Annotated in this window: 17 protein-coding genes; 12 read left to right on the top strand and 5 right to left on the bottom strand. The window is 39.9% G+C overall.

The window, feature by feature from the left end; translation table 11 throughout:
- The first annotated feature begins 92 nt into the window (after positions 1-92).
- Positions 93-1,373 (top strand): flavohemoglobin expression-modulating QEGLA motif protein, encoded by a 1,281-nt coding sequence (locus PUND_RS17650; RefSeq protein ID WP_010388947.1) that lies wholly within the window; start codon positions 93-95, stop codon positions 1,371-1,373.
- A 72-nt stretch (positions 1,374-1,445) separates the two neighbouring features.
- On the opposite strand, the gene PUND_RS17655 is transcribed toward PUND_RS17650, so the two are convergent.
- From PUND_RS17655 to PUND_RS17670, 4 genes are all read right to left on the bottom strand, one after another.
- On the bottom strand, positions 1,446-2,249 hold the full coding sequence (locus PUND_RS17655; RefSeq protein ID WP_010388946.1) for a DUF1338 domain-containing protein: 804 nt from the start codon (positions 2,247-2,249) through the stop codon (positions 1,446-1,448).
- A 27-nt stretch (positions 2,250-2,276) separates the two neighbouring features.
- Complete coding sequence (gene astD, locus PUND_RS17660; RefSeq protein ID WP_010388945.1) at positions 2,277-3,743, bottom strand: succinylglutamate-semialdehyde dehydrogenase; 1,467 nt, start codon at positions 3,741-3,743, stop codon at positions 2,277-2,279.
- An 8-nt stretch (positions 3,744-3,751) separates the two neighbouring features.
- Positions 3,752-4,786: an arginine N-succinyltransferase gene (astA, locus tag PUND_RS17665; RefSeq protein ID WP_010388944.1), complete on the bottom strand. Its 1,035-nt coding sequence runs from the start codon at positions 4,784-4,786 to the stop codon at positions 3,752-3,754.
- Between the two features lie 69 nt (positions 4,787-4,855).
- Positions 4,856-6,061 carry an aspartate aminotransferase family protein gene (locus PUND_RS17670; protein WP_041709403.1) on the bottom strand — a complete coding sequence of 402 codons (1,206 nt, stop codon included), beginning with the start codon at positions 6,059-6,061 and terminating at the stop codon, positions 4,856-4,858.
- A 190-nt stretch (positions 6,062-6,251) separates the two neighbouring features.
- On the opposite strand from PUND_RS17670, the gene PUND_RS17675 reads away from it, so the two are divergent.
- From PUND_RS17675 to PUND_RS17685, 3 genes are all read left to right on the top strand, one after another.
- A complete protein-coding gene (locus PUND_RS17675; protein ID WP_010388942.1) occupies positions 6,252-6,680 on the top strand; it encodes an Lrp/AsnC family transcriptional regulator in 429 nt (142 codons plus the stop codon).
- A 256-nt stretch (positions 6,681-6,936) separates the two neighbouring features.
- The gene (locus PUND_RS17680; protein ID WP_010388941.1) at positions 6,937-7,314 is read left to right on the top strand and encodes a hypothetical protein; all 378 of its coding nucleotides are present in this window, start codon (positions 6,937-6,939) and stop codon (positions 7,312-7,314) included.
- 143 nt (positions 7,315-7,457) lie between these two features.
- Complete coding sequence (locus PUND_RS17685) at positions 7,458-8,483, top strand: GGDEF domain-containing protein (protein ID WP_010388940.1); 1,026 nt, start codon at positions 7,458-7,460, stop codon at positions 8,481-8,483.
- Between the two features lies 1 nt (position 8,484).
- Here the strand turns inward: PUND_RS17685 and PUND_RS17690 are convergent, their stop codons facing one another.
- Positions 8,485-9,408 (bottom strand): hypothetical protein, encoded by a 924-nt coding sequence (locus PUND_RS17690; protein WP_010388938.1) that lies wholly within the window; start codon positions 9,406-9,408, stop codon positions 8,485-8,487.
- A gap of 376 nt (positions 9,409-9,784) precedes the next feature.
- Here PUND_RS17690 and PUND_RS17695 point away from each other — a divergent pair, with 376 nt between their 5' ends.
- The 8 genes from PUND_RS17695 (at position 9,785) to PUND_RS17730 (ending at position 23,061) form a co-directional block, all read left to right on the top strand.
- A complete protein-coding gene (locus PUND_RS17695; protein WP_010388937.1) occupies positions 9,785-10,087 on the top strand; it encodes an isoamylase early set domain-containing protein in 303 nt (100 codons plus the stop codon).
- 9 nt (positions 10,088-10,096) lie between these two features.
- Complete coding sequence (gene malQ, locus PUND_RS17700) at positions 10,097-12,091, top strand: 4-alpha-glucanotransferase (protein WP_010388936.1); 1,995 nt, start codon at positions 10,097-10,099, stop codon at positions 12,089-12,091.
- A complete protein-coding gene (gene glgB, locus PUND_RS17705) occupies positions 12,092-14,314 on the top strand; it encodes a 1,4-alpha-glucan branching protein GlgB (protein WP_010388935.1) in 2,223 nt (740 codons plus the stop codon). It abuts the gene before it with no gap.
- Complete coding sequence (glgX, locus tag PUND_RS17710) at positions 14,307-16,370, top strand: glycogen debranching protein GlgX (protein WP_010388934.1); 2,064 nt, start codon at positions 14,307-14,309, stop codon at positions 16,368-16,370. Before glgB ends, glgX begins: the two co-directional genes overlap by 8 nt.
- Entirely contained in the window at positions 16,363-18,888 is a 2,526-nt protein-coding gene (locus tag PUND_RS17715; RefSeq protein ID WP_010388933.1) for a glycogen/starch/alpha-glucan phosphorylase, read from the top strand. The genes glgX and PUND_RS17715 overlap by 8 nt, the downstream gene beginning before the upstream one ends.
- 20 nt (positions 18,889-18,908) lie before the next feature.
- Positions 18,909-20,183, top strand: coding sequence for a glucose-1-phosphate adenylyltransferase (gene glgC, locus PUND_RS17720; protein ID WP_010388932.1), 1,275 nt, complete (start codon positions 18,909-18,911; stop codon positions 20,181-20,183).
- Positions 20,184-20,230: 47 nt separating this feature from the next.
- Positions 20,231-21,763 (top strand): glycogen synthase, encoded by a 1,533-nt coding sequence (locus tag PUND_RS17725; protein ID WP_010388930.1) that lies wholly within the window; start codon positions 20,231-20,233, stop codon positions 21,761-21,763.
- Positions 21,764-21,846: 83 nt separating this feature from the next.
- Positions 21,847-23,061 carry an EAL and HDOD domain-containing protein gene (locus tag PUND_RS17730; RefSeq protein ID WP_010388929.1) on the top strand — a complete coding sequence of 405 codons (1,215 nt, stop codon included), beginning with the start codon at positions 21,847-21,849 and terminating at the stop codon, positions 23,059-23,061.
- The last annotated feature ends 23 nt before the right edge of the window (positions 23,062-23,084 follow it).

Genomic DNA, 23,084 nt, shown 5'->3' on the forward strand with positions numbered 1-23,084 from the left:
CATAAAAACAATAGTCAAGAATGTGTGATATTGCTTTGCTATTTTTAATTTATAAATTATGCTCAGAGCTCACTCTATGTTGAGCTTTTACCATGATAGACAAGGCGTTACTTTTAAAAACTCGTGAATTATCCGACCAACTCATTGCGCTGCAAACCCCCATTAGAATTCTCGATGCAATTAATTGGGATAAACAGACTAAAGAAGAATTTTTTAGGCAAAAATGCCAAAAAAATCCTTTAATAGACCGTGCTTACTACCAACAGCGAGATTTAGGGTTTGTGCCTAGTGAGTTGCGCCAAGCATTTTCAACACTGCACCGAAATATTATTAATCAGTTGGGGCAATTAAACCCAATAACTCAATATATGGGTAAAATGTGTAGCGAATATAAAACAGTGCTTAATATGCTGGAGTACCGAGGTACTGCCGAATTTCATGACTTGTCGGTAGAGCTTTTTGGGCATCCAAAAGACCTTTTTCATGCTGGTGAGCCATCGTTATCTGAGCTTGCTAATATGCTTGAGCAGCCATTAAAAAGTTTGCTTGATGCGAACATTTTGCCTGAAGATCCTAAAAATATTGATGCCAGTGATGCGGTGCGTATTTTGTCTGAGCAGGTCAATGCCAGTATGCAAGGGATTAATGTCGAAGTAATGCTTAGTGATGGAATTGTCAGTGATGCGGCAGCAGGAGCTAACAATATAAAGCTTAATCAAGATGTTAAGTTTTCTCAGCGCGAATTAGATATTTTAGAGGTGCACGAGGGCTGGATCCATGTAGGCACCACTCAAAATGGCTTAGCGCAACCTTATTTAACTTGCTTGAGTAAAGGCACGCCAAGCTCTACCGTTACCCAAGAAGGGCTTGCAGTACTGACCGAAATAATCACTCTTAAATCAACACCACGTCGCTTATCAAAATTAGTAAACCGTATTCAAGCGGTCACCAAAGTGATTGATGGTGCTGAGTTTGTAGATATATACCGAGATTATGTAGCACAAGGGTTATCAAAAGACGACAGCTACACCCTTGCACAGCGTGTATTTAGAGGTAGCACCGCAACCGGCTTACCGTTTACTAAAGACATTGCTTATATAAAAGGCTTTGTATTGGTTTATAACTTAATTCGGGTGGCGATACAGCTTGGCAGAATTGACCAATTACCGCTATTGCTGGTGGGTAAAATATCAATTGATGATTTTAGGTTAATATCGCAACTACATGATTTAGGTGTGATTGAAAACCCACAATTTGTGCCGCCTCATTTTAAAGATTTAAGAGGACTTGCTACGTGGCTGAGCTTTGGTCGTTTTATTGGTAATTTGTCATTTGAACAATTAGAAAACGACTACAAGCCGTTGTTTTTATGATTTATAAGTGAGCTTTTTCTCAGAAACAAAAAAAGCCCAAAAATGGGCTTTTTTTAATTTAGCACAACACAGTTAACGTGCGTTGGTGCTCTCGAAAATTTTATCTGCAGAGGCTGCAACAAATCCAGTGTAAATTTCACCATCAGGTTTTGGATAACGAATAGCAAACTCGTAAAAACAGCTAGGAATGCGCATATCGCCATCGCTAAAGGTCACAGCGTATTCATCAGCTAATGTTGATGATTGCTCTAATAGCACTTCTGGTGAGCCTTTTACTTCGCCTCCTGAGGTATTAAGTGCAAAACCGGCATCTTTAAGAGCTTGGTTTACATCATGGATGTTATCAAATTTAGCTAAGGTATTAATGTTCACAGTAAAATGATTTGCACGGTAACCCCACGCAGACATCCACGCTGCATATTCGCTCTCAGCTAATAACTTTTTGTAAGTATCAGTGCTTACTTGCCAATGTGTGCCTGAATATAAAAAATTATCGGCAGTCACAGCGCTTTCGTCAATTTGTGCCACCATATCCGTAACGATTGCTTGTAGCTCAGGCGAACATTTTTCAACTAATAATTCAGAAATAAACACTTTTGGCTGTGTCGGATCGCTATGCTCATAATGCTTGGCGTAGAGTTTTTTTGCTTCAAAGTGATATTCACCACATTCTTTATAACCAATAGCTAAAAAGTGCGCAGCTAGTTTTTCAAGGCCTACTTTTTCTATGTTAAAAGTACGCAGTGCAATATGGTCGTTAATAATGTCGTCTTTTTGCGTTGAGCCTAATAAGTCATGAATTTTATCAGCTGATGGCGTTACTGTTAGGTAGTTTTGCCATAAGTTATCAAATAATGTGTTTACATCAGTATGCATGGTAAATCCTTAAATTTTCTAAAATTGTTATTCAATAATTAAGCCCGGCGCGAGGGTTTGCGGTAAGTTAACTTTTTCTGACTCTACTGAGGCCACTGGGTATGCGCAGTAATCAGCAGCATAGTATGCACTAGCTCTGTGGTTACCACTGGCACCTATGCCGCCAAATGGCGCTGCGCTTGATGCGCCTGTAATAGGGCGGTTCCAGTTAACAATACCGGCACGAATACGTTTTAAAAAGTGGCTGTAATCATCTTCGCTGTCTGCAAGTAAACCTGCAGATAAACCAAAGCTGGTGTTATTCGCCTCTGCTATAGCGCTATCAAAGTCAGTGTAACGATATACTTTAATTAGCGGGCCAAAGTGTTCTTCATCGGCAATTTCATCGATTTTAGTGACATCAATAATACCTGGGCTGACAAAGCCAGTGCCTGGTTTTAATTGTTTAAGCTCAACGAGTACCTCAGCACCTTGTTTAACTAGGTCAGCTTGCGCTGCAACCATGCCTAAGGCGGCTTTTTCACTGATCATGGCACCCATAAATGGTTGATCGTCAGCAAAGCTATCATCTACAAGGATATTTTTGGTTGCGCTGATCAGCTTTTCTAAAATAGCATCGCCATTGGCTGATTTTTCAATAAATAATCGACGTGCACAAGTACAACGCTGACCCGAAGTAATAAAGCCTGATTGAATAATATCGTGAACGGCTGCGCTCACATCAGCAACATCTTTAACCACTAGCGGGTTATTACCGCCCATTTCAAGCGCTAAGATTTTACCTGGATGGCCTGCAAATTGTTTATGTAATAAATGCCCTGTGTTTGAGCTACCAGTAAAAAATAAGCCATCGATATCTTGATGTGAGGCAAGTGCTTTACCTGTTTCTAGTTCACCTTGAACAAGGTTTATAACCCCAGCAGGTAAGCCTGCTTTTAGCCACAGCTCTAAAGTAAACTGTGCTACGTGAGGAGTTAGTTCTGATGGTTTAAACACCACGGTATTACCCGCTAAAATAGCAGGGACTATATGACCGTTTGGTAAATGCCCAGGGAAATTATATGGGCCAAAAATAGCCACTACACCATGTGGTTTGTGGCGAATAAAGGCTTTTGCGCCAGGCATTGGGTTTTCGGTTGTGCCAGTTCGCTCATTGTAAGCACGGATAGCAATAGCAACTTTGCCTGTCATCGCACCGACTTCTGTGCGCGTTTCCCATAGTGGTTTACCTGTTTCACGAGCAATAATGCTAGCAAATTCTTCGCTGTGTTCTTTTAATTGGGCAACAAAGTTTTCTAAAATGGTAATACGTTGTTCAATTGGCATATCTGCCCATTGAATTTGCGCGGCTCTTGCCGCTTCAATAGCACTGCTAACTTGTTCGGGGCTGGCACCATTACCTTGCCAAACAACTTCGCCATTGCTTGGATTAACAGAATTAAAAGCAGGGCCTTGGCCTGCGTGCCATTGGTTATTAATTAGTTGTGTGTTCATAAATAGTGTTACAGGCGGAAAAATCGCGCTGCATCTCCTTGATTTAAATGAAGTGCATCAGCTACTTCTTGGCTGATAACTAAGGTGTGCTTTGCTTGATTATAATGAGCGTGTTTAGTGAACGTGGCTCTAAAGTCGCTAACCCCTTGATTACAAATAGCAAGGGTATCTGAGCTTTGCTCATTAATATGTTCAAGTTCACCAATGGTAATTGGGCACACTTGTGAATCACGAATACTGCGAATATTACCGAGCTTTGCCTCTACCGTGGGACCTGCGTCAAATAAATCAACGTAGCCACGATGTTCAAACCCTTCTTTTTCAAGCAACTTAAGTGCAGGCTTGGTTTTATCATGAACATGACCAATCACCGCTTGTGCTTTTTTACTTAGCAAGTTTACATAGATAGGGTATTTAGGCATAAGCTCGCTAATAAATACTTTATCGCCTAAACCAACTAAGTGATCAGCTTGTGGAAATTCAATACTAAAAAAGTGTTCTTGTAACCATTGCCAAAATGGAGAGTGCCCCTGTTCATCACTCACGCCACGCATTTCAGCAATTACAGTGTCGGCAAAGCGTTCACTATGTTGTGCCATAAATAAAAAGCGTGAACGTGATAAAAACCGCCCTGTTAAGCCTTTTCTGCTGTCTTCACGTAAAAATAAAGTACATATTTCTGAGCAGCCTGTGTAGTCGTTACACATACTTAAAATATCAACGGTATTGTAAACGTTTAAGGTGGGTGAATGATGGACAGTTTTACCTAAATGGTAGTGATACAAAGGCACAGACAAACCGACGGCCGCTTCTATGGCGGTAGTACCAATTACTTTGCCAGTGTCACTGTCTTCTAAAACAAATAAATAGCTTTCATCGATAGGCTTATTTACATTTTTAGTAAAGCTGTTTTGTGCACGGTCTATTTTTTCTTGTAGTTGTCCATCATCGACAGGTAAAGAGGTGAAACCATGGCCTGATTCAATGGCAATCTCTTTAAGTGCTGCAAAATCATTGACAGTAATAGGACGTAATACTTGCATTAACTACTTGCTCCAATAAAGCCCTGAGGTAAACATTTATCTCAGGGCTTTATATGTTTTACTTAGTGATTAACCGTTTACAACTTCGCTTACTGCTTTTTCAAAGCGAGCTAAGCCTTCCTTAATATCCTCAAATGGGATCACTAATGAAGGTGTAAAGCGGATAACGTTCATTCCGGCTACTAAATTCATTAAACCGTTATTAGCACTTGCAACTAAAAAGTCGCGAGCACGGCCTTCAAATTTTTCATTTAATGCAGCACCAATAAGTAAGCCTTTACCACGGATTTCACTAAATACATGGTATTTTTCGTTAATGGCATTTAGACCATCACGGAACATTTGTTCACGTTCTTTTACGCCATTTAAAACCGCAGGGGTATTTACTGTATCAAATGCAGCTTCTGCAACAGCACATGCCAATGGGTTACCACCGTAGGTAGAACCATGAGTCCCTATTTTTAGGTGTGCTGCAATTTCAGTAGTCGTGATCATAGCGCCAATTGGGAAACCGCCACCTAATGCTTTAGCCGTGGTTAAAATGTCAGGAATAACATCTAGGCCTTCGTATGCGTATAAGTGACCTGTACGGCCAACACCCGTTTGCACTTCATCAAAAATAAGCAGTGCGTTGTGTTTAGTACACAGCTCACGTACTTTTTGTGCAAACTCATTGGTTGGTGGCACAATACCGCCTTCACCTTGTAATGGCTCCATCATTACTGCACAAGTATCATCGCCAATTAAGGCTTCAAAGGCAGCAATATCATTGTAGTCACAATGAACAATATCAGCAGGCTTTGGCCCAAAACCATCAGAATAAGCGGCTTGGCCACCTACAGTTACAGTGAAAAAAGTACGGCCATGAAAGCCTTTATTAAAAGCGATGATCTTAGACTTTTCAGCACCAAATTTTTCCAAGGCAAAGCGACGCGCTAGCTTTAAAGCCGCTTCGTTTGCTTCAGCTCCTGAGTTTGCAAAGTAAACTTTTTCTGCAAAGGTAGCATCAACCATTTTCTTAGCTAAGCGAAGTGCTGGCTCATTGGTCATTACATTTGCTAAGTGCCAAATTTTTTCGCCTTGCTCTTTTAGTGCGCCCACTAATGCAGGGTGACAATGACCTAAACAATTAACCGCAATACCACCGGCAAAATCGATAAATTCGTTGTTATTTTGATCCCACACGCGTGAGCCTTCACCACGAACGGGAATAACTGCAGATGGGTTGTAATTAGGGACCATTACGTCGTTAAATAAATCTCTGGTTACTTGCATTTTTACACCTAAATTAATCACATAAAAAATACGTTGCTGAAAAATAACGATAAGCTCAGGCTTATTCAGCAATACAATGCGTTCATACTTATTAAAAATGTCATTATCAAAGGTTATGGATTAAATTTGCAGTGCTATTTTGTGAAAAATGATTAGAATAATAGTCAAAATAACGAACCTTATTAGCATTATGATAACTCCCCAAGATAAAAAGCTACTATCAGTATTAAAAACGAACGCTAGAGCAAGTATTTCTGACCTTGCAAGGCATTTAAATTTATCCCGTTCAACAGTGCAAAGTCGCATGCTTAAGTTGGAGCAAAGCGGGGTGATTAAAGGGTATAACGTTGACTTTGGAGATGATTTTTTAAATAGCTTAGTTTCTGCACATGTCTCAATAAAGGTCAAACAAAAGCTAACGACTAAAACCAACGTAGAGTTAAAACAAATAGATGCCATATCTCAGTTGTATGCAATTAGCGGTGAATTTGATTTAATTGCCATTGTCGAAGCTCAAAATCTCGAGCAGTTAAGCCACTTATTAGACGATATAGGTAATTTAGATGGGGTAGAGCGCACTCGTTCATCGGTTATTTTAGAAACCAAATTTAAGCGTTAATTAGATTTATTTCTAACCATTCAGTGAGTATTAATTATTTGCATTTAGGCTCACTTAATTGTAATCTCCCCGTTATTAGAAACAAGGATTGTTTTTGACCAAATCAATAGGCTTTTCGCCCCTGCATTTGCCACAATCCTCCAATACTGAACAAACCTGATAAGTATAGTTATTACTTGCAAGAACACTAGTTGATTACAATGTGAGAAACAGGACGTTTTGGCAAAACAGCTCAAAAACATTACAAGGAAATGTTATGAAATATACAACACTAGCTGCTGCAGCCCTATTAATAATAGGTGGCTCATATTTAAGTGCAAAGGCCACTTTATTTGACTCAAGCGATAACATAACGGTTGAAACTTACAGCGACATATTTTTTAAACTAGAATCCTCACCCGTCAATATTGATGAGATTATTACTGGCGCGAGTCAGTTTGCCAATAGCTTATGTGATGAAAGTATTTATCAAGAAGTTATTGGTGAGTCAGTAAACTCATGTAAGCAAAAATTCAAACAATCACAAGCGCAATGTGCTGACTTTATTACAAAAAATAGTCAGGCTATGTACACTGATAAGGTTGCCATAACGCTCGTATCTGAAAAATTTATAAATTGCATGACGAATAGCTAAGTTATATTTTGTTCAAATTTTGCCCGAAACTCCCTATTTGACTGGGTGACATTGGTATTTCAATATTTTAATTAGCATATTATACCCTGTGGTCTATGCTGAATTTATAAGTTGTTAATGCCCAGTTTGCTTTAGGGAGTACAATGCAAGAAAATTTACTAAACTCAGTTATCAAAATAACAAAAAACAGAGACGTAGACTCACTTGAATACAGCTTGATATCGACCATCCAAGAGTTTATTGGGTGTAAAGAAGTTTCAGTTTATAAAGACATAGAAGTTCAGGGTCAACTTACCATTGAACAAAGCCTTTGTTTGAAAGTGACTGGTGAAAAGCAATTTGAGTGGGTACAACGACAAATTGTTGCACACCCCGAGGATGAGCTTTTATCCTGCTTACGTTCTGCTTGCATTATCACGGTGCAATCAACAGATGGCATCGAACGCCGTTGGTTACCCATTACCCGCCAAGAGAAAACAGTCGCCGCAATTTCTGTGGTTTCAAACAGCCTAGATAGTCCAGCCCAGGTGATGTTAAATGCTTTTTGTCGTATTTTTGAAAATTATTTAGTGATTCTTCATGAAAACGAAAGAGATAAATTAACAGGACTATTAAATAGACAAACTTTTGAGAAAAAAATAAAACAACTGATTGAAAAACAAGTATTAAAAGTCCACAGTTCATCTCGAGATGAGGGTAAAAGGCAACAAAAATACGCATCTACATCTTGGTTAGCTATTTTAGATATTGATCATTTTAAAAATATAAACGACAAGTATGGTCATATTTGCGGTGATGAAGTACTGCTGATATTAGCGCAAAAAATGCGTCACTTTTTTCGTTCAACCGATTTAATTTTTCGCTTTGGTGGTGAAGAATTTGTGATTGTTTTTGAGCCCACTGATGCAGATTCCATATGTAATAAAATGGCAGAATTTTTACAACTCGTCAGAAATACTTCGTTTCCTTTTGTTGAAAACATGACGATCAGTGCTGGTTTAGCACGTATTAGCCCTTATGATTTCCCAATCACTGTAATAGAAAGTGCCGACAAAGCACTCTATTACGCTAAAAATAATGGCCGAGATAAGTTTTGTGTATACGAAGATTTAATCGCTGAACAGCTAATCAACGTACAAGAAAACGATTCAGAAATAGATTTATTTTAACCTACTGGGCTTGTGCGTGGCTTCGCTGTACCTTTACCTTAGTAACTTGATCGAGCTTTAAAAAATAAACATTACCGCCAATGCCTTTAAATTCCTCATCGGTAAAGGCAATTGTATTATCATCATAAAACGTGATCGCTTCTTTTTGGGTCACAATACCAAGATCAATTTTAGACACATCACCAGAGAAAAACTTATCCCCTTTAAAATTTTCAAACAGCCAAATGCTGGTTGAGTCTAGTAGCGCAAGTTTTTTTCTATCTGGGCTGAGTGCTGCAGAGGTGATCCAGCATAACTTTTCCATGGTGGTGCAGGTTCTAAATGAGTCAATTAGCTGGGCGTCAAAATTTGCTGCATGATCGCCTACTTTGTAAACATTGGTAATACCATCAAAAGGTTCAGTTCGGTTTTTAGTAAATAAATATAAGTGCCGGCCAAAAGCGACAAAAGCTTCTAAGTCATAATTGCGTTGATCAGGTTGTATTGGACTGCCGTCTAATTCTGGGTAGGTAAATTTAATTATCTCGGCTTCAGTGGTATTTGTTTTAATATCAATCGGGTTTTCTATTTTATAAATGGTTAGCCACTTACGTTCATTTTTATTATTACCAAAGTCACCCAAGAAAAAATGACCAAAGTTATTTTGTGTCATGTCCTCCCAATCAATGTTTTTTGCGTTGCTGACTAAAATCTCTTTAGCGATAGAGCCATCGTCATTGAGTCTATATAGCTTAGGTTCGTCACCACTGTCATTAATAGCCCACAGACGTTTATATTTATCAAACTCAATGCCGGAAATTTCTTTTAACTTTGGGTCTACAGAGACAAGCTTTTTACTATATAGTGTATAAATTGAACTACCAACAACAGCAATGGTAGTGAGAAAAACAATAACAGAGGTAATAAGAATGCTTTTTTTAATCATAGTTTTTAAATATTTATCGGCATTGGCTAGGTAGATAATTATTATCGCTGATGATGTTGTTAAGCTAAAGGTTTTTTAACCTCAATGTGGTAATAAAAACGATTATGTGTGAATTGTTGTAAAAGAAATTTAATCGGGTGTAGTTGGTTTAAAAATTGCTCAGTTAAAGAGCTTACCTAAAAACCTGTTTAAAATGGTTGAAAACTGCACCAACCTAGTGCGGTAAAATAAATAACGCACTGTAATAATGCGTAAATAAAGTTTTGTTTAACTTTAAGCTTGTTTTTATGTGAATGAATGGATTCCACATCGCCTATTTAAGCTGTTTGGCCTGTGGCAAAGATGAATAACCCTTACGGTTTAGTTGGAGCCTATTATGTTGAATAAACGCTTTTTTAAGACAAAAAACGAAGCAGAAGTCACGTTTGAATTTTCTCATCCTGATGCTGATGATGTCTGTTTACTTGGGGAGTTTAATGATTGGCAGCCAGTGCCAATGAAACTGAACAAAAAGTTGGGTGTGTTTAAGTGTAAACAGCGTTTGCCTGTTGATAAAGAGTTTCACTTTCGTTATTTGATTAATGGTAAGCAGTGGGATAACGACCACCAGGCTGATGGTTATCGGGCTAATAATTTTGGTTCAGAGAACAGTATAGTAAATACACAACGCATTAATTAAGGTTGGTGAATGGACGCACTATCGCAATTATTTTATTTGCATGGAATAGGCTATGAATACACTAAGTACACTGGTGAACACGTTGTTTTTAGCGAACAAACGCGCAAGTTAGCCTTGCAGTGTTGTGGCGTTGACACCAGTGATGCAGCGCAAATAGATAAGTTAAATTACCAATTAGATGCAGCCACTTGGTTAACGCTTGCACCGGCTGTTAGCTTAGTAAAGCAGCCTAGCAATGTGCTTAAAGTACGTATTAAAGAAACCGACGCGCACCATAAAATTACGCTTAACATACCTGCATTAAATATTAAGCTACAATTTGAACAAATTGCTGACTATGCGCCATTAGGCGAGTATTTTTTAAATGACTGCCGTTATATTGAAATAGCGTTGCCACTTACCCATTTACCTACGGGTTATTATGATGCTTTGCTGAGTATGGGAGCGCAATCGGCAACTACACAAATTTGGTCTATCCCGGAAAAGGTGTATCAAATTGCCGATAGTAAACGCCTTGGCTTATCAATTCAGTTATATACATTAAAAAACCAAGCCGGAATGGGAATTGGTGATTTTAATGATTTACTTGAATTAACCACGTTATGTGCAAAACAAAAAATGGATTATATTTTACTTAATCCTCTGCACTTATTATTTGCAGATAACCCAGAGTGCGCTAGTCCCTATAACCCCAGTAACCGCGCGTTACTCAATCCATTGTATATAGCAATTAACTTATCGCCCGATAGTATTAACAATCCCGCTTTAGATGATTACTTATCTTCTTGTTGTTTAACGTCGCACAGTGAGCAAGATATAACCTTTATCAATTATAAAACGGTTACTGAGCAGAAATATAATGCCTTTAAACTGCTTTTTGTGCATTTTCAACAACAGGGTAGTCAAGCACGGCAAGACGAGTTTACAGCCTTTTGTAAACAGCACCGTGATGTACTTGCTATGCTAGAAACCACAGAACCGACATTCGACCATTACCTGCAATGGCAAGCACATAGCCAACTCATACTGTGCCAACAACATTGTATCGACCAAGGAATGGCGATTGGTTTGATTAACGACTTAGCAGTTGGCTGTGCTAAAGAGGGCAGCGAATATAAACATCAGCAGAAACTGTTTAGCCAAGATGCGACTGTAGGAGCTCCACCGGATCCTTGGGCTGAAAGTGGCCAAAATTGGGGTTTGCCAGCAATAAATCCTCAGCGCCTTGCTGACAATAACTATTACTTTTACCGCTCACTTATACGCGCCAATATGAATGCTGTGGGTGGATTACGCATTGATCATGTTATGGCAATTAGACGTTTATGGTGGTGCTTTAACAATAATAACAGCCAAGATGGTTGCTATGTTTACTATCCATTCGAGCACTTGTTAGCTATTTTGAAAATAGAATCTCACCTAAATAAGGCTGTCGTGATAGGCGAAGATTTAGGTGTTGTGCCACCTGAAGTAAAAGAAGCGCTGGTGAGCAGTGGAATTTTTTCAAACAGTTTATTTTATTTCGAAAAACAACAGAATGATGAATTTGTTAATCGTGATGAGCTTAGCGAACAATGCCTGCTGATGATTGCCAATCATGACGTACCGCCATTTGTTGGCTGGTGGCAGCATAGTGATTTAACCCTCAAACAACAGTATCAGCTGATTGATGCCACTAAACACCAGCAGCTAGTGCAGCAACGTCAACAAGAGCAACAACGGTTAGTTGATTTTATTAATGCACAAGACACACATTCTGACATGTCATTAAACACCGATGCTTTTGCGATTTATAGCGCGCTGGCTTTGTGTTTAGCAAAGTCGCCATCGCGATTATTTGCCCTACAAATTGATGACTTAGACAAACAATGCTACCCAGTTAACATTCCGGGTACAGATAAAGAATATCCCAATTGGAGACGGGTGTTAACACATACGTGCGAGGATATTTTTACTGATAATGCATCACTTTTGACTGCAATACATTCAATGAGGAATGGGTAAATGGGCAGTATAAAAAATATGAAATCAGCGCCTTTGGCTGATTATGACGCACAAGTTACTGCGCTCGCAGCAGGACGCTTTAAAGACCCGTTTAGTTTTTTAGGAGCGCACAGTACACAAAGCGGCATAGAAATTCGAGTGTATTTGCCAGCAGCACTGCAGGTTGAATTGTTAATTGGTGATCAAACAATTACTGCATTGCGCTATAAACAAAGTGATTTATTTATAGCTGAGCTATCAAGCATGCCGAGCAGTATGTATCAATGTCATGTTAGCTATAAAAGCAATAATATTACCATTTACGATGAATACAGTTTTAGTAGTACCCTTGATGAGCAAGCAATGTACTTGTTCAATGAAGGGAGTCTTGAGCATGCTTATGCGCACTTAGGCGCGCAATTTATTACTCAACAGGGCGTTGACGGTGTTCGTTTTTGTGTGTGGGCGCCAAATGCTGCCAGCGTTTCAGTGATTGGTGAATTTAACTTTTGGCAGTCCAATCGTCACTTTATGCGATTTCATCCGGCTAGTGGAGTATGGGAGTTATTTATCCCGGGGCTGTGCGCCGATATGTGCTACAAATTTGCTATCACCACACTCAGTGGTGAAGTTTTAGATAAAGCCGATCCCTTTGCTTTTAAAATGCAGCAAGCGCCAGGTACAGCAAGCATTTTACAATACAAACCCACCCCTATCACGCTTAGTGAACAAGCGATCAAAAATAGGCAAAAGCGTAATCATATTGATGCCGCTATTAGTATTTATGAAGTGCACTTAGGTTCTTGGCAACGCGCTGAGCATAATCGTTATTTAAGCTACAGCGAGCTGGCAGATAAGCTTGTAAGTTACGTGGTTAAAATGGGGTTTACGCATTTACAACTTATGCCTATCAGTGAATACCCGTTTGATGGTTCTTGGGGTTATCAGCCGGTAGGCTTGTTTGCGCCTACAAGCCGCTTTGGTGATTACAACAGCTTTAAATACTTAATTGAGCAATGCCATAAAGCCAATATCGGTATTTTACTGGATTGGGTGCCGGGGCACTTTCCAAGCGACCCTCATGGGTTACATTGTTTTGATGGCACCCATTTATATGAACATGCTGATATGCGTCAAGGGTTTCACCCTGATTGGAATACCTATATTTATAATTACGATCGCCCTGAAGTTAAAAGCTTTTTAATATCAAATGCAATGTATTGGCTCAGTCAATTTGGCATAGATGGACTGCGAGTAGATGCGGTGGCATCTATGTTGTATCTTGATTACAGCCGAAAAGAAGGGCAATGGGTGGCTAATTGCTACGGTGGCAGAGAAAACTTAGGGGCAATTGAGTGCCTTAAACAGGTAAACATACGCAGTTATAAAAATAACCCCGGTATTATGATGGTTGCTGAGGAGTCAACGGCGTGGCCTGGGGTGACACAAAGTGTTGAGCATAATGGTTTGGGCTTTGGTTACAAATGGAATATGGGCTGGATGAACGACAGCCTGCATTACATGCAGCAAGACTCACTATTTAGGAAATACCACCATCATAAAATGACATTTTCTATGGTGTATGCTTTTAGTGAAAATTACATTTTACCACTGAGTCATGATGAAGTAGTCCACGGTAAAGGTTCACTTCTAAACAAAATGCCTGGTGACGATTGGCAACAGTTTGCTAATTTACGGGCTTATTATGCGTTCATGTGGGCGCATCCAGGAAAAAAACTTCTGTTTATGGGCGCCGAAATAGCACAGCGAAAAGAGTGGGATCATGACCATTCAATAGACTGGCACTTGCTTGAGCATCAAAGTCATCAAGGTATTCAAGATACGGTTAAACGCCTTAATCATGTGTACCAAGCCCACCCAGCACTTTATGAGCTTGATAGCTGTGCTACAGGCTTTTCATGGATAGATAATAATAACAATCAGCAAAGTATATTTAGCTTTATTCGTTATGCTAAAAGTGCTGACGATTTTATGGTTGTTGTCGCTAATTTTACCCCTACTGCTTATCAACATTTTACTTTAGGCGTGCCTGCTAAAGGCAGTTATAAGGTGATATTAAATACTGATGAGTCATGTTTTTTTGGCTCAGACATTAATATCACTGATGAGCCAAGCCAACTTATTCATTCAATTAATCAACCAAGCCATGGCTTTGATCACAGTATTACATTACAGATGGGTGGCTTAACCACTGTTTACTTGCAAAAGGTGAATAATGAGTAATTGCTTTGAGGTTACCCATGGTGCATCTCTTCCATTGGGCTCGACTGTACAAAACAACGGTGTCAACTTTGCCTTATACGCCCCTAATGCAAGCCAAGCTTTTGTTTGTTTATTTGATAAAAGTGGCCATACAGAAATATTAAAAATAGCTATGAATATTAATGAAGGCGGGGTGTGGAGTATTCACGTTGCGCCACTGAGCGCTGGCGCATTATATGGCTTTAGGGTTGATGGTGAGTATAACCATGAAAAGGGCATGTTATTTAATGAACATAAGTTATTGATTGACCCTTATGCAAAAGACTTGTTTAACGAGTTTACTTGGAGCGAGCGCCATTACGGACAAATGCCGATAGGCACTAAAAGCGAGGTTAATAATGCGATAGATATGCCTAAATCTAAAGTGACTACATCGGTTGCTTATACCAATAAAAAGCCACAGCATAGCTGGGCTAATACGGTAATTTATGAGTGTCATGTAAAGGGTGCTACCTGTCGTCATCCAGGTATTCCAAAAGTACAGCAAGGCACGTTTTTAGGCCTAAGCCACCCGTGCTTTATTGAGCATTTAAAAAGTTTAGGGGTGACCGCTATTGAGCTTTTGCCTGTGCATGCGTTTATAAGTGAACAGTTTTTAATTACTAAAGGCCTGCAAAATTACTGGGGCTACAATAGCATCAATTTTTTTACTCCCCACAAAGACTATTTGGTTAATGACGATATAAACGAATTTAAACAGATGGTTAGCGAATTACACCGCGCCAATATTGAAGTTATTTTAGATGTTGTATACAACCATACTGCTGAGGGCGGCAGTGATGGACCTATATTGTCTTTACGTGGCTTCGATAACCTCACTTATTATCGCACTATTAATGGGCAGCCCAATGTATATATAAATGATACTGGCTGTGGTAACACCTTAAATATTGATCATCCAAAAACCTTGCAATTGGTTCTTGATAGCTTGCGGTATTGGGTAGAAGTTATGGGAGTGGATGGCTTTCGATTTGACTTAGCCACCATTTTAGGGCGTTCAAGTACGGGTTTTAGTGCCTCTCATACGTTTTTACAGGCCGTTGCACAAGATCCTATATTAAATAAAGTAAAACTGATCAGTGAGCCGTGGGATATAGGCCCTGGTGGGTATCAGTTAGGTGCTTTTCCTGCTCCTTGGCGTGAGTGGAATGATCAATACCGTGATGTGATTAAACGCTTTTGGCAAAGTGAAAAAGGCATTATTAGTGATGTAGCTAAGCGTTTACATGGCTCGTTTGATATTTTTGAACATAGCAATCGAGGCCCACTAAATAGCATAAACTTTATTACCAGCCACGATGGTTTCACCCTCGCCGACTTAGTCAGTTATGAGCACAAACATAACCAAGCAAATGGTGAAAATAATCAAGATGGCCACAGCGCTAATTATTCATTCAACTGCGGAGTTGAGGGATTTAGTAGCGATCCTGAAATTATGAACTTACGGCTCCAACAACAAAAAAACTTTTTACTTACCTTGCTACTCTCTAAAGGGGTGCCAATGATAGCCGCTGGCAGTGAAATGGCCCATTCTCAAGGTGGTAATAATAACGCTTATTGCCAGAATAACCGCACAAGCTGGCTGGCATGGAAAGACTCACAACTAAACCATTGCTTAATTCAGTTTATAGATGATGCATTAAAAATTAGGCACGGTCACAGTGCGTTTAAACACAGTGTGTTTTTAGATGATATTGATGAACGTTTCACCGTTAAGTGGTTCACCGAGCAAGGTAAAAAAATGGATGAAACACATTGGCATGAAGATAAGCGACAATTTTTAATGTATAGCTTACTTGATAAGCAAAATAAGCACGCCTTATTAATTATTTTAAACGCCAGTAAACAGCCCGTGGTCTGTCAATTACCACAATCGCCCATTACTGCGACATGGGCGTTAGTGTTATCAAGCGTAAATAACGCATCAACTGTTGTTGAAGAAGATGCAACCGTGAATATTTCAGCACAAAGTAGTTGGGTTTTTAGTGCCAATTTAGAAGGCGAAGATTATGACTAAGCAAGACGAGCAAGTGTGTGTGGTAAAAGGCTGGCAAGAAGGCCCGGTTATTGATGAAAGTACCTTAAGTGATGATTTAACTCGCCACTTTTATTACACCTTAGGGCGTGATGTGGTGGGAGAGTCGCAGTTGTATTTATATCATGCATTGGCGCTGACAATAAGAGATAGACTCGTTGCGCGTTGCAGAGAAACTAATCAGCAAATTAAACAACAAAAACGCCGCAAAACAGCGTATTTATCGCTAGAGTTTTTAATGGGTAGAGCACTGGGTAATGCGGTTCTCAACCTTGATTTAGAATCTCAGGTAAGTACTGCACTGCAAGCTTACTGTACTGAGCTGGAAAATGTAGAACAAGCAGAGCATGATGCTGGCTTAGGTAATGGTGGCTTGGGGCGCTTAGCGGCATGCTTTTTAGATAGTTGCGCGAGTTTAGCGCTGCCAGTAGTGGGTTATGGAATTCGCTATGAATACGGCATGTTTAATCAATCAATAAAAGAAGGCAACCAAATTGAGCAGCCAGATAACTGGCTACGCGAAGGTCACCCTTGGGAATTGAGCGCTCCAGAGCAAGCTAAACGAGTTAAGTTCTCGGGTTATGTACAAAGTTATACTGATAAATTTGGCCGTGAACATCGCCAGTGGATGAGCTCCCAAGATGTGCTTGCGGTTCCTTATGATGTTCCCATTCCGGGCTATAAAAATAATATTGTTAATACCCTTAGGCTTTGGAAGTCTGAAGCAACCGATGAATTTAATTTAACCGAATTTAATGCCGGTAGTTATTCAGAAGCGGTGGCGCAAAAAAACCTCGCAGAGCAAATAACCATGGTGTTGTACCCTAACGACAGCAGTGAAAATGGTAAAGAGCTGCGTTTACGCCAGCAATACTTTTTATCATCGGCAAGCATTCAAGATGTACTGAGCCAGTGGATTGAGCAATACGGAGATAATTTTACTGATTTTGCTCAGCATCATATTTTTCAGCTTAACGACACTCATCCTAGTATTGCCGTGGCAGAGCTGATGCGAATTTTAGTTGACGACCATGAACTCGACTGGGATCAGGCATGGAACATCACAACCAAAACCATGGCTTATACAAACCACACCTTATTGCCGGAGGCATTAGAGAAGTGGTCAGTGGGGTTATTTGCTAAATTATTACCACGTATTTTAGAAATTATTTATGAGATTAATGCCCGTTTCTTAGCAGAGGTTGCAAGGCATTGGCCGGGTGATGTGCAAAAGCAACGAGACTTATCATTAATTGAAGAGGGCGAAGAGCCGCAAATTCGCATGGCTTTCTTAGCCATTGTTGGTAGTTATTCAGTCAATGGCGTAGCCGCACTGCATACTAAGTTATTAACTGCGGGTTTGTTTAAAGATTTTTACTCATTATGGCCTGAAAAGTTTAATAACAAAACCAATGGGGTGACACCAAGGCGTTGGCTTGCTTATTGTAATCCGGGTCTGAGCCATATTATTAGCGAGAAAATAGGAAAAGACTGGGTAGGCGACTTTGCAAAAATTAGCCAATTACGCCGTTTTTATGATGATCCGCAATTGCACGTAACATGGCAGCAGGCAAAACGGCAAAACAAGCAGCGTTTAGTCGATTTAGTAAAACAAAAGTGTGGCGTCGAGTTTGATGTAAATATGCTATTTGATGTGCAGGTAAAGCGTATTCATGAATATAAGCGCCAGTTACTCAATGTCCTACATGTTATTCATTTATACGACCGCATTCGTCGTGGCGATACACAAGGCATGGTACCTCGTTGTGTATTACTTGGAGGTAAAGCCGCACCTGGTTATATGATGGCGAAGAAAATTATTAAACTGATTAATAATGTTGCTGAGGTGATCAACAAAGACCCTGAAGTATCGATGTTTTTAAGAGTTGCCTTTTTACCAAATTACAATGTGACCGCCATGGAAACTATATGTCCTGCAACAGATTTGTCGGAGCAAGTTTCTACAGCAGGTAAAGAAGCATCCGGTACCGGCAACATGAAGTTTATGATGAATGGTGCGCTCACAATAGGCACGTTAGATGGCGCGAATATTGAAATCCGCGATGCAGTAGGAGCTGAAAACTTCTTCTTATTTGGCGCACAAGCCGAGCACATTGACGAAATTAGAGCGCATTATAATCCCAGTGAAATTATTGCGAATAACTCAGATCTAAACAGCGTGATGCATCTCCTTGAAAGTGGTCATTTTAATCTATTTGAACCCGGCTTATTTGATGATGTCATTAGCGGCATTAAAAGCAAAGACGATGCATGGCTAACCGCACATGACTTTGCCAGTTACATTGCAGCGCAGCGTGAAGTGGATAAAGCGTACGCTGATCAAACCCACTGGACTCAAATGAGTATTTTAAATACCGCGGCCAGTGGCTTATTTTCTAGTGACAGAACAATAGGCCAATATTGTGATGACATATGGCACTTAACCCCACTAGATACTTCACAGCAAACAGTAAAAACAAACACTGACACTAATAGCTGACACTAAATGGAGAGAGTAATATGCCCAGTTATGCAAATCGCTATATAAGTAATTTAACCAGAGACACCTATGCACTCATTCTAGCCGGCGGACGAGGTTCTCGTCTTCATGAGCTAACAGACTGGCGTGCAAAACCAGCCGTTTATTTTGGCGGCAAGCACCGTATTATTGATTTTCCACTATCAAATTGTATTAACTCTGGTGTAAGACGAGTAGGGATTGCAACGCAATATAAATCTCATTCGCTAATACGCCATGTAAATCGTGCATGGGGGCACTTTAAAAAGGAGTTAGGCGAGTCGGTTGAGATTTTACCTGCATCACAGCGCAATGGTGATGAATGGTATTGCGGTACTGCCGATGCGGTATTTCAAAATATGGATATTATTCGCCATGAACTACCTAAATATGTAATGATTTTGTCAGGCGATCATGTATATCGTATGGATTACGGCGGTTTGTTAGCAAAGCATGTCGAAAATGGTGCCGATATGACCGTATGCTGTTTAGAAGTCGCGGTTGAAGAAGCAGCGAACACCTTTGGGGTAATGACCGTTGATCAAGAAAATCGAGTGCGACGATTCGACGAAAAACCAGCTGAACCAAGCTCTGTGCCTGGCAAACCAGGTACATGCTTAGCGTCAATGGGTAATTACGTATTCAATACTGAGTTTTTATTTGAGCAATTACAAAAAGATTCACAAACCGAAGGATCAGGACGTGATTTTGGTCATGACATTATTCCCGCCATTATCGAAGAGCATAATGTGTTTGCTTACCCATTTAGAGATCCTGCACAAGTAGGGCAACCTTATTGGCGCGATGTAGGGACCTTAGATTCATTTTGGGAAGCGAACATGGAGTTGGTTATGCCTGAGCCTCAATTGGATTTGTACGACCCTACTTGGCCAATTTGGACATACCAAGAGCAGCTTCCTCCAGCTAAGTTTATTTTTGATGATGACGATCGTCGGGGTATGGCTGTTGATTCAACCGTATCCGGTGGCTGTATTATTTCAGGCTCATTAGTGAGAAAGTCATTACTGTTTTCTAATGTACATATTCGCTCATATTGTACTATTGAAGAGTCGGTTATTTTACCCGGTGTTATAGTTAACCGTGGGTGTAAAATAAAACGTGCCATTATTGATAGAAGCTGTGAGATCCCCCCAGGGTTAGAAATTGGTTATGATCGTAAAACCGACGAAGCCAATGGCTTTAGAGTATCTAAAAAGGGAATTGTTTTGGTAACCCGCGAGATGCTGACAAAGTTAGACACTAAGTTAAATCAATAATTAAATAGCAAGGCGAAAGCCTTGCAGCTAACTATAAGAGTAAATAAATGCATGTATTAATGGTTGCCGCAGAAAATGATGCGTTACCTAATGCCAAAGTCGGTGGTGTTGCCGATGTCATACGTGACGTACCTAAAGCGTTAGCGGCACAGGGACTAACGATTGATGTGGTAATTCCTGATTATGGCTTTGAATTGGGTGAGCGCCGTTTTATTGGTGAAGTCAACGTTGCGTTTAATTCAGCCTCTCACGTTTTATCGCTGTTTGAAATTCCACAAACGCAAAATGCAGTGAGGCAAATAGTAATAAGCCACCCTTTGTTCAGCCAATCACATAGTGTGTATTGCAACGATGATAACAATCGTCCATTTGCTACTGATGCGAGTAAGTTTGCACTGTTTAATGCCGCGATTTGTGAAGCGCTTTTACAAGGGGTTTTAAAACAACCAAACACGTTACATTTACACGACTGGCACAGTGCTTGTGTGGCGGTGTTACTAAAATTTGAGCCTCGCTATCGTAAACTTGCTAAGCTGCGCTTGGTGTACACGGTTCATAACTTAGCCTTACAAGGTATTCGCCCTTTTAAAGACGATGACTCTAGCTTAGAAGCGTGGTTTCCCTCATTAAGTTATGATGGCCAATTGCTTTGTGATCCCCGTTACCCTCATTGCTTTAACCCCATGCGCAGTGCTATTAATTTAGCCGATAAAGTACATGTGGTTTCACCCAGTTATAGCCAAGAAGTGCAGATTGCGAGTAACGATGCAGGCGGTTTTTTTGGTGGTGAAGGACTTGAGCGTGATTTACAACAAGCGGCTGAGCAGGGCAAGCTGATTGGGATACTCAACGGCTGTGATTACACAACTCAACACCCGAAGCAGGCAACGCTTAGCGAGCTTTTAGAGCAGATAGAAGCTACGCTTTTTAGCTGGATGGCAAAAAACGTACACTTAGACAGCAGCCACTATATTGCTCACCAACGTGTTTTACAATTTATGGCATCAGAGCAGCAAGGGCCTTTAGTGACCAGTGTAGGGCGGCTCACCGAGCAAAAAGTATTGCTGCTGTGCCAGCCATACAACAATAGTTTAACTATTGATGAGGTATGCAAGGTTATAAACCAATATAATGGTCGCTTGATTGTATTGGGCTCGGGCGATAAAAAACTAGAACAATTATTTACCACTGCGATGGCACGAAATAGCAATTTATTGTTTTTAAAAGGTTATGGCCAAGGTGTTGGTGATTTAATGTATCAACTAGGGGATTTATTTTTAATGCCTAGTTCTTTTGAGCCGTGTGGTATTAGTCAAATGCTGGCAATGCGAGCAGGTCAGCCTTGTCTTGTGCACAGTGTTGGCGGCTTAAAAGATACAGTTGAGCATAATGTGACTGGTTTTAGTTTTACTGGTGATACCTTATTAGCTCAGGCAGAGGCACTGTTGCATAGTTTATCTGAGGCCTTGAATGTAAATCACGCTAATCCTAAGCAATGGCAAGCGATAAAAAATAGCGCTAAGAACAGCCGCTTTGGTTGGGATGACGTTGTAACTGATTATATTACATACTTATATTAAAAAATTTATTAAAGTTCAGTGACATCCGTTCCTATTTGCGCTTTAATTACTTAGTCTGGTGGAAATAATAAAAAGTAGGTAATGTGTCGGTATTTGTGGCAAGGCAAGCAATCCTTAATCGTAATCAAAATGTAGTTGCATATGAACTACTGTTTCGCGATAGCCCTGAAAATTGCTTTCCTGGTGTTTCTGATGGTCAAGCAACGGCTCGCCTGATCATGGAAAACCAGCTTAACTTAGGTACTCGCCATATTACTTCGGGTAAAAAAGCGCTGATCAATATTGGTCCTGAATCATTAAAACTCGATTTATGCGAATTTTTACCCTGTAAAGATGTGGTTATTGAATTACTCGAAACCATAGAGCCCACCGACGATACCTACGAGCTATGCCGTAAACTCTTTCACAGTAACTATAAATTAGCCCTTGATGACTTTGTTTACTCACCGCAGTGGGAACGTTTTTTAAAGCTAGTTAATTTAATTAAATTTGATATTCGGCTCACGCCACTGGATGAAATTCCACTGGTGGTCAATAAGCTAAAAAAACACAAAAATATTAAGCTGTTAGCTGAAAAAATAGAAACCGATGAAGAATATAAATTAGCTCGCCAAATGGGGTTTGATTATTTCCAAGGGTATTACTTTGCCCGCCCCGCAATGATAGAGCAAAAAGATATTCATTATAATTATGGTCTTGTCATTGCCATTTATTCAGAAGTAATGAAGCCAGATCCTGATGTGAAAGTAATCACCGGTTTATTTGAGCTTGATGCAGCACTAGCATATAAATTATTGCGTTTATTGAATAGTGGTGTATTTCCCCTGCAAAGCCAAATATCTTCATTAAAACAAGCGCTGGTTTACCTAGGGCAAGCGCGTTTAAAAAAGTTTGTTAGCCTAATTGTTACAGCACACACCGCGCGCACTAAGCCGATAGAGCTTATGCAAATGTGTGTTATTCGCGCTCGCTTTTGTGAATTAATAGCCAGCAAAGTCGCCAAACAAGTTCAAGGTGAGGCATTTTTAACTGGGCTGTTTTCTTTGCTTGATGCTATTTTAGATAAGCCAATGGACTTGTTGGTTGATAAACTGCCATTCCCAGATGAAATTAAAGTAGCACTAACCGGTGAGAAAAATGACTTATATTATATTCTTGAAACGGTAAAAGCATATGAAACCGGAAGTTGGTGGGCGCTTGAGAAAGCGGTATCACTCATTAATTTAGACAGTGCTTTTTTACCAAAATTATACAAACAAGCTGTAAAATGGGCCGATAGCTACAAAGATAATATTTAAAAGGATAGGGTTTGCGCAATTAT

The sequence above is a fragment of the Pseudoalteromonas undina genome (genome assembly GCF_000238275.3).
Lineage (GTDB): Bacteria > Pseudomonadota > Gammaproteobacteria > Enterobacterales > Alteromonadaceae > Pseudoalteromonas > Pseudoalteromonas undina.

What these genes read in the sequence shown, in the direction of transcription:
- PUND_RS17715 (WP_010388933.1), top strand. Translation starts at nt 16,363, where the DNA reads ATGACTAAGCAAGACGAGCAAGTGTGTGTGGTAAAAGGCTGGCAAGAA.
- PUND_RS17725 (WP_010388930.1), top strand. Translation starts at nt 20,231, where the DNA reads ATGCATGTATTAATGGTTGCCGCAGAAAATGATGCGTTACCTAATGCC.
- astD (WP_010388945.1), bottom strand. Translation starts at nt 3,743, where the DNA reads ATGAACACACAACTAATTAATAACCAATGGCACGCAGGCCAAGGCCCT.
- PUND_RS17690 (WP_010388938.1), bottom strand. Translation starts at nt 9,408, where the DNA reads ATGATTAAAAAAAGCATTCTTATTACCTCTGTTATTGTTTTTCTCACT.
- malQ (WP_010388936.1), top strand. Translation starts at nt 10,097, where the DNA reads ATGGACGCACTATCGCAATTATTTTATTTGCATGGAATAGGCTATGAA.
- glgC (WP_010388932.1), top strand. Translation starts at nt 18,909, where the DNA reads ATGCCCAGTTATGCAAATCGCTATATAAGTAATTTAACCAGAGACACC.
- PUND_RS17675 (WP_010388942.1), top strand. Translation starts at nt 6,252, where the DNA reads ATGATAACTCCCCAAGATAAAAAGCTACTATCAGTATTAAAAACGAAC.
- PUND_RS17685 (WP_010388940.1), top strand. Translation starts at nt 7,458, where the DNA reads ATGCAAGAAAATTTACTAAACTCAGTTATCAAAATAACAAAAAACAGA.
- PUND_RS17695 (WP_010388937.1), top strand. Translation starts at nt 9,785, where the DNA reads ATGTTGAATAAACGCTTTTTTAAGACAAAAAACGAAGCAGAAGTCACG.
- PUND_RS17655 (WP_010388946.1), bottom strand. Translation starts at nt 2,249, where the DNA reads ATGCATACTGATGTAAACACATTATTTGATAACTTATGGCAAAACTAC.
- PUND_RS17650 (WP_010388947.1), top strand. Translation starts at nt 93, where the DNA reads ATGATAGACAAGGCGTTACTTTTAAAAACTCGTGAATTATCCGACCAA.
- PUND_RS17680 (WP_010388941.1), top strand. Translation starts at nt 6,937, where the DNA reads ATGAAATATACAACACTAGCTGCTGCAGCCCTATTAATAATAGGTGGC.
- glgB (WP_010388935.1), top strand. Translation starts at nt 12,092, where the DNA reads ATGGGCAGTATAAAAAATATGAAATCAGCGCCTTTGGCTGATTATGAC.
- glgX (WP_010388934.1), top strand. Translation starts at nt 14,307, where the DNA reads ATGAGTAATTGCTTTGAGGTTACCCATGGTGCATCTCTTCCATTGGGC.
- astA (WP_010388944.1), bottom strand. Translation starts at nt 4,786, where the DNA reads ATGCAAGTATTACGTCCTATTACTGTCAATGATTTTGCAGCACTTAAA.
- PUND_RS17670 (WP_041709403.1), bottom strand. Translation starts at nt 6,061, where the DNA reads ATGCAAGTAACCAGAGATTTATTTAACGACGTAATGGTCCCTAATTAC.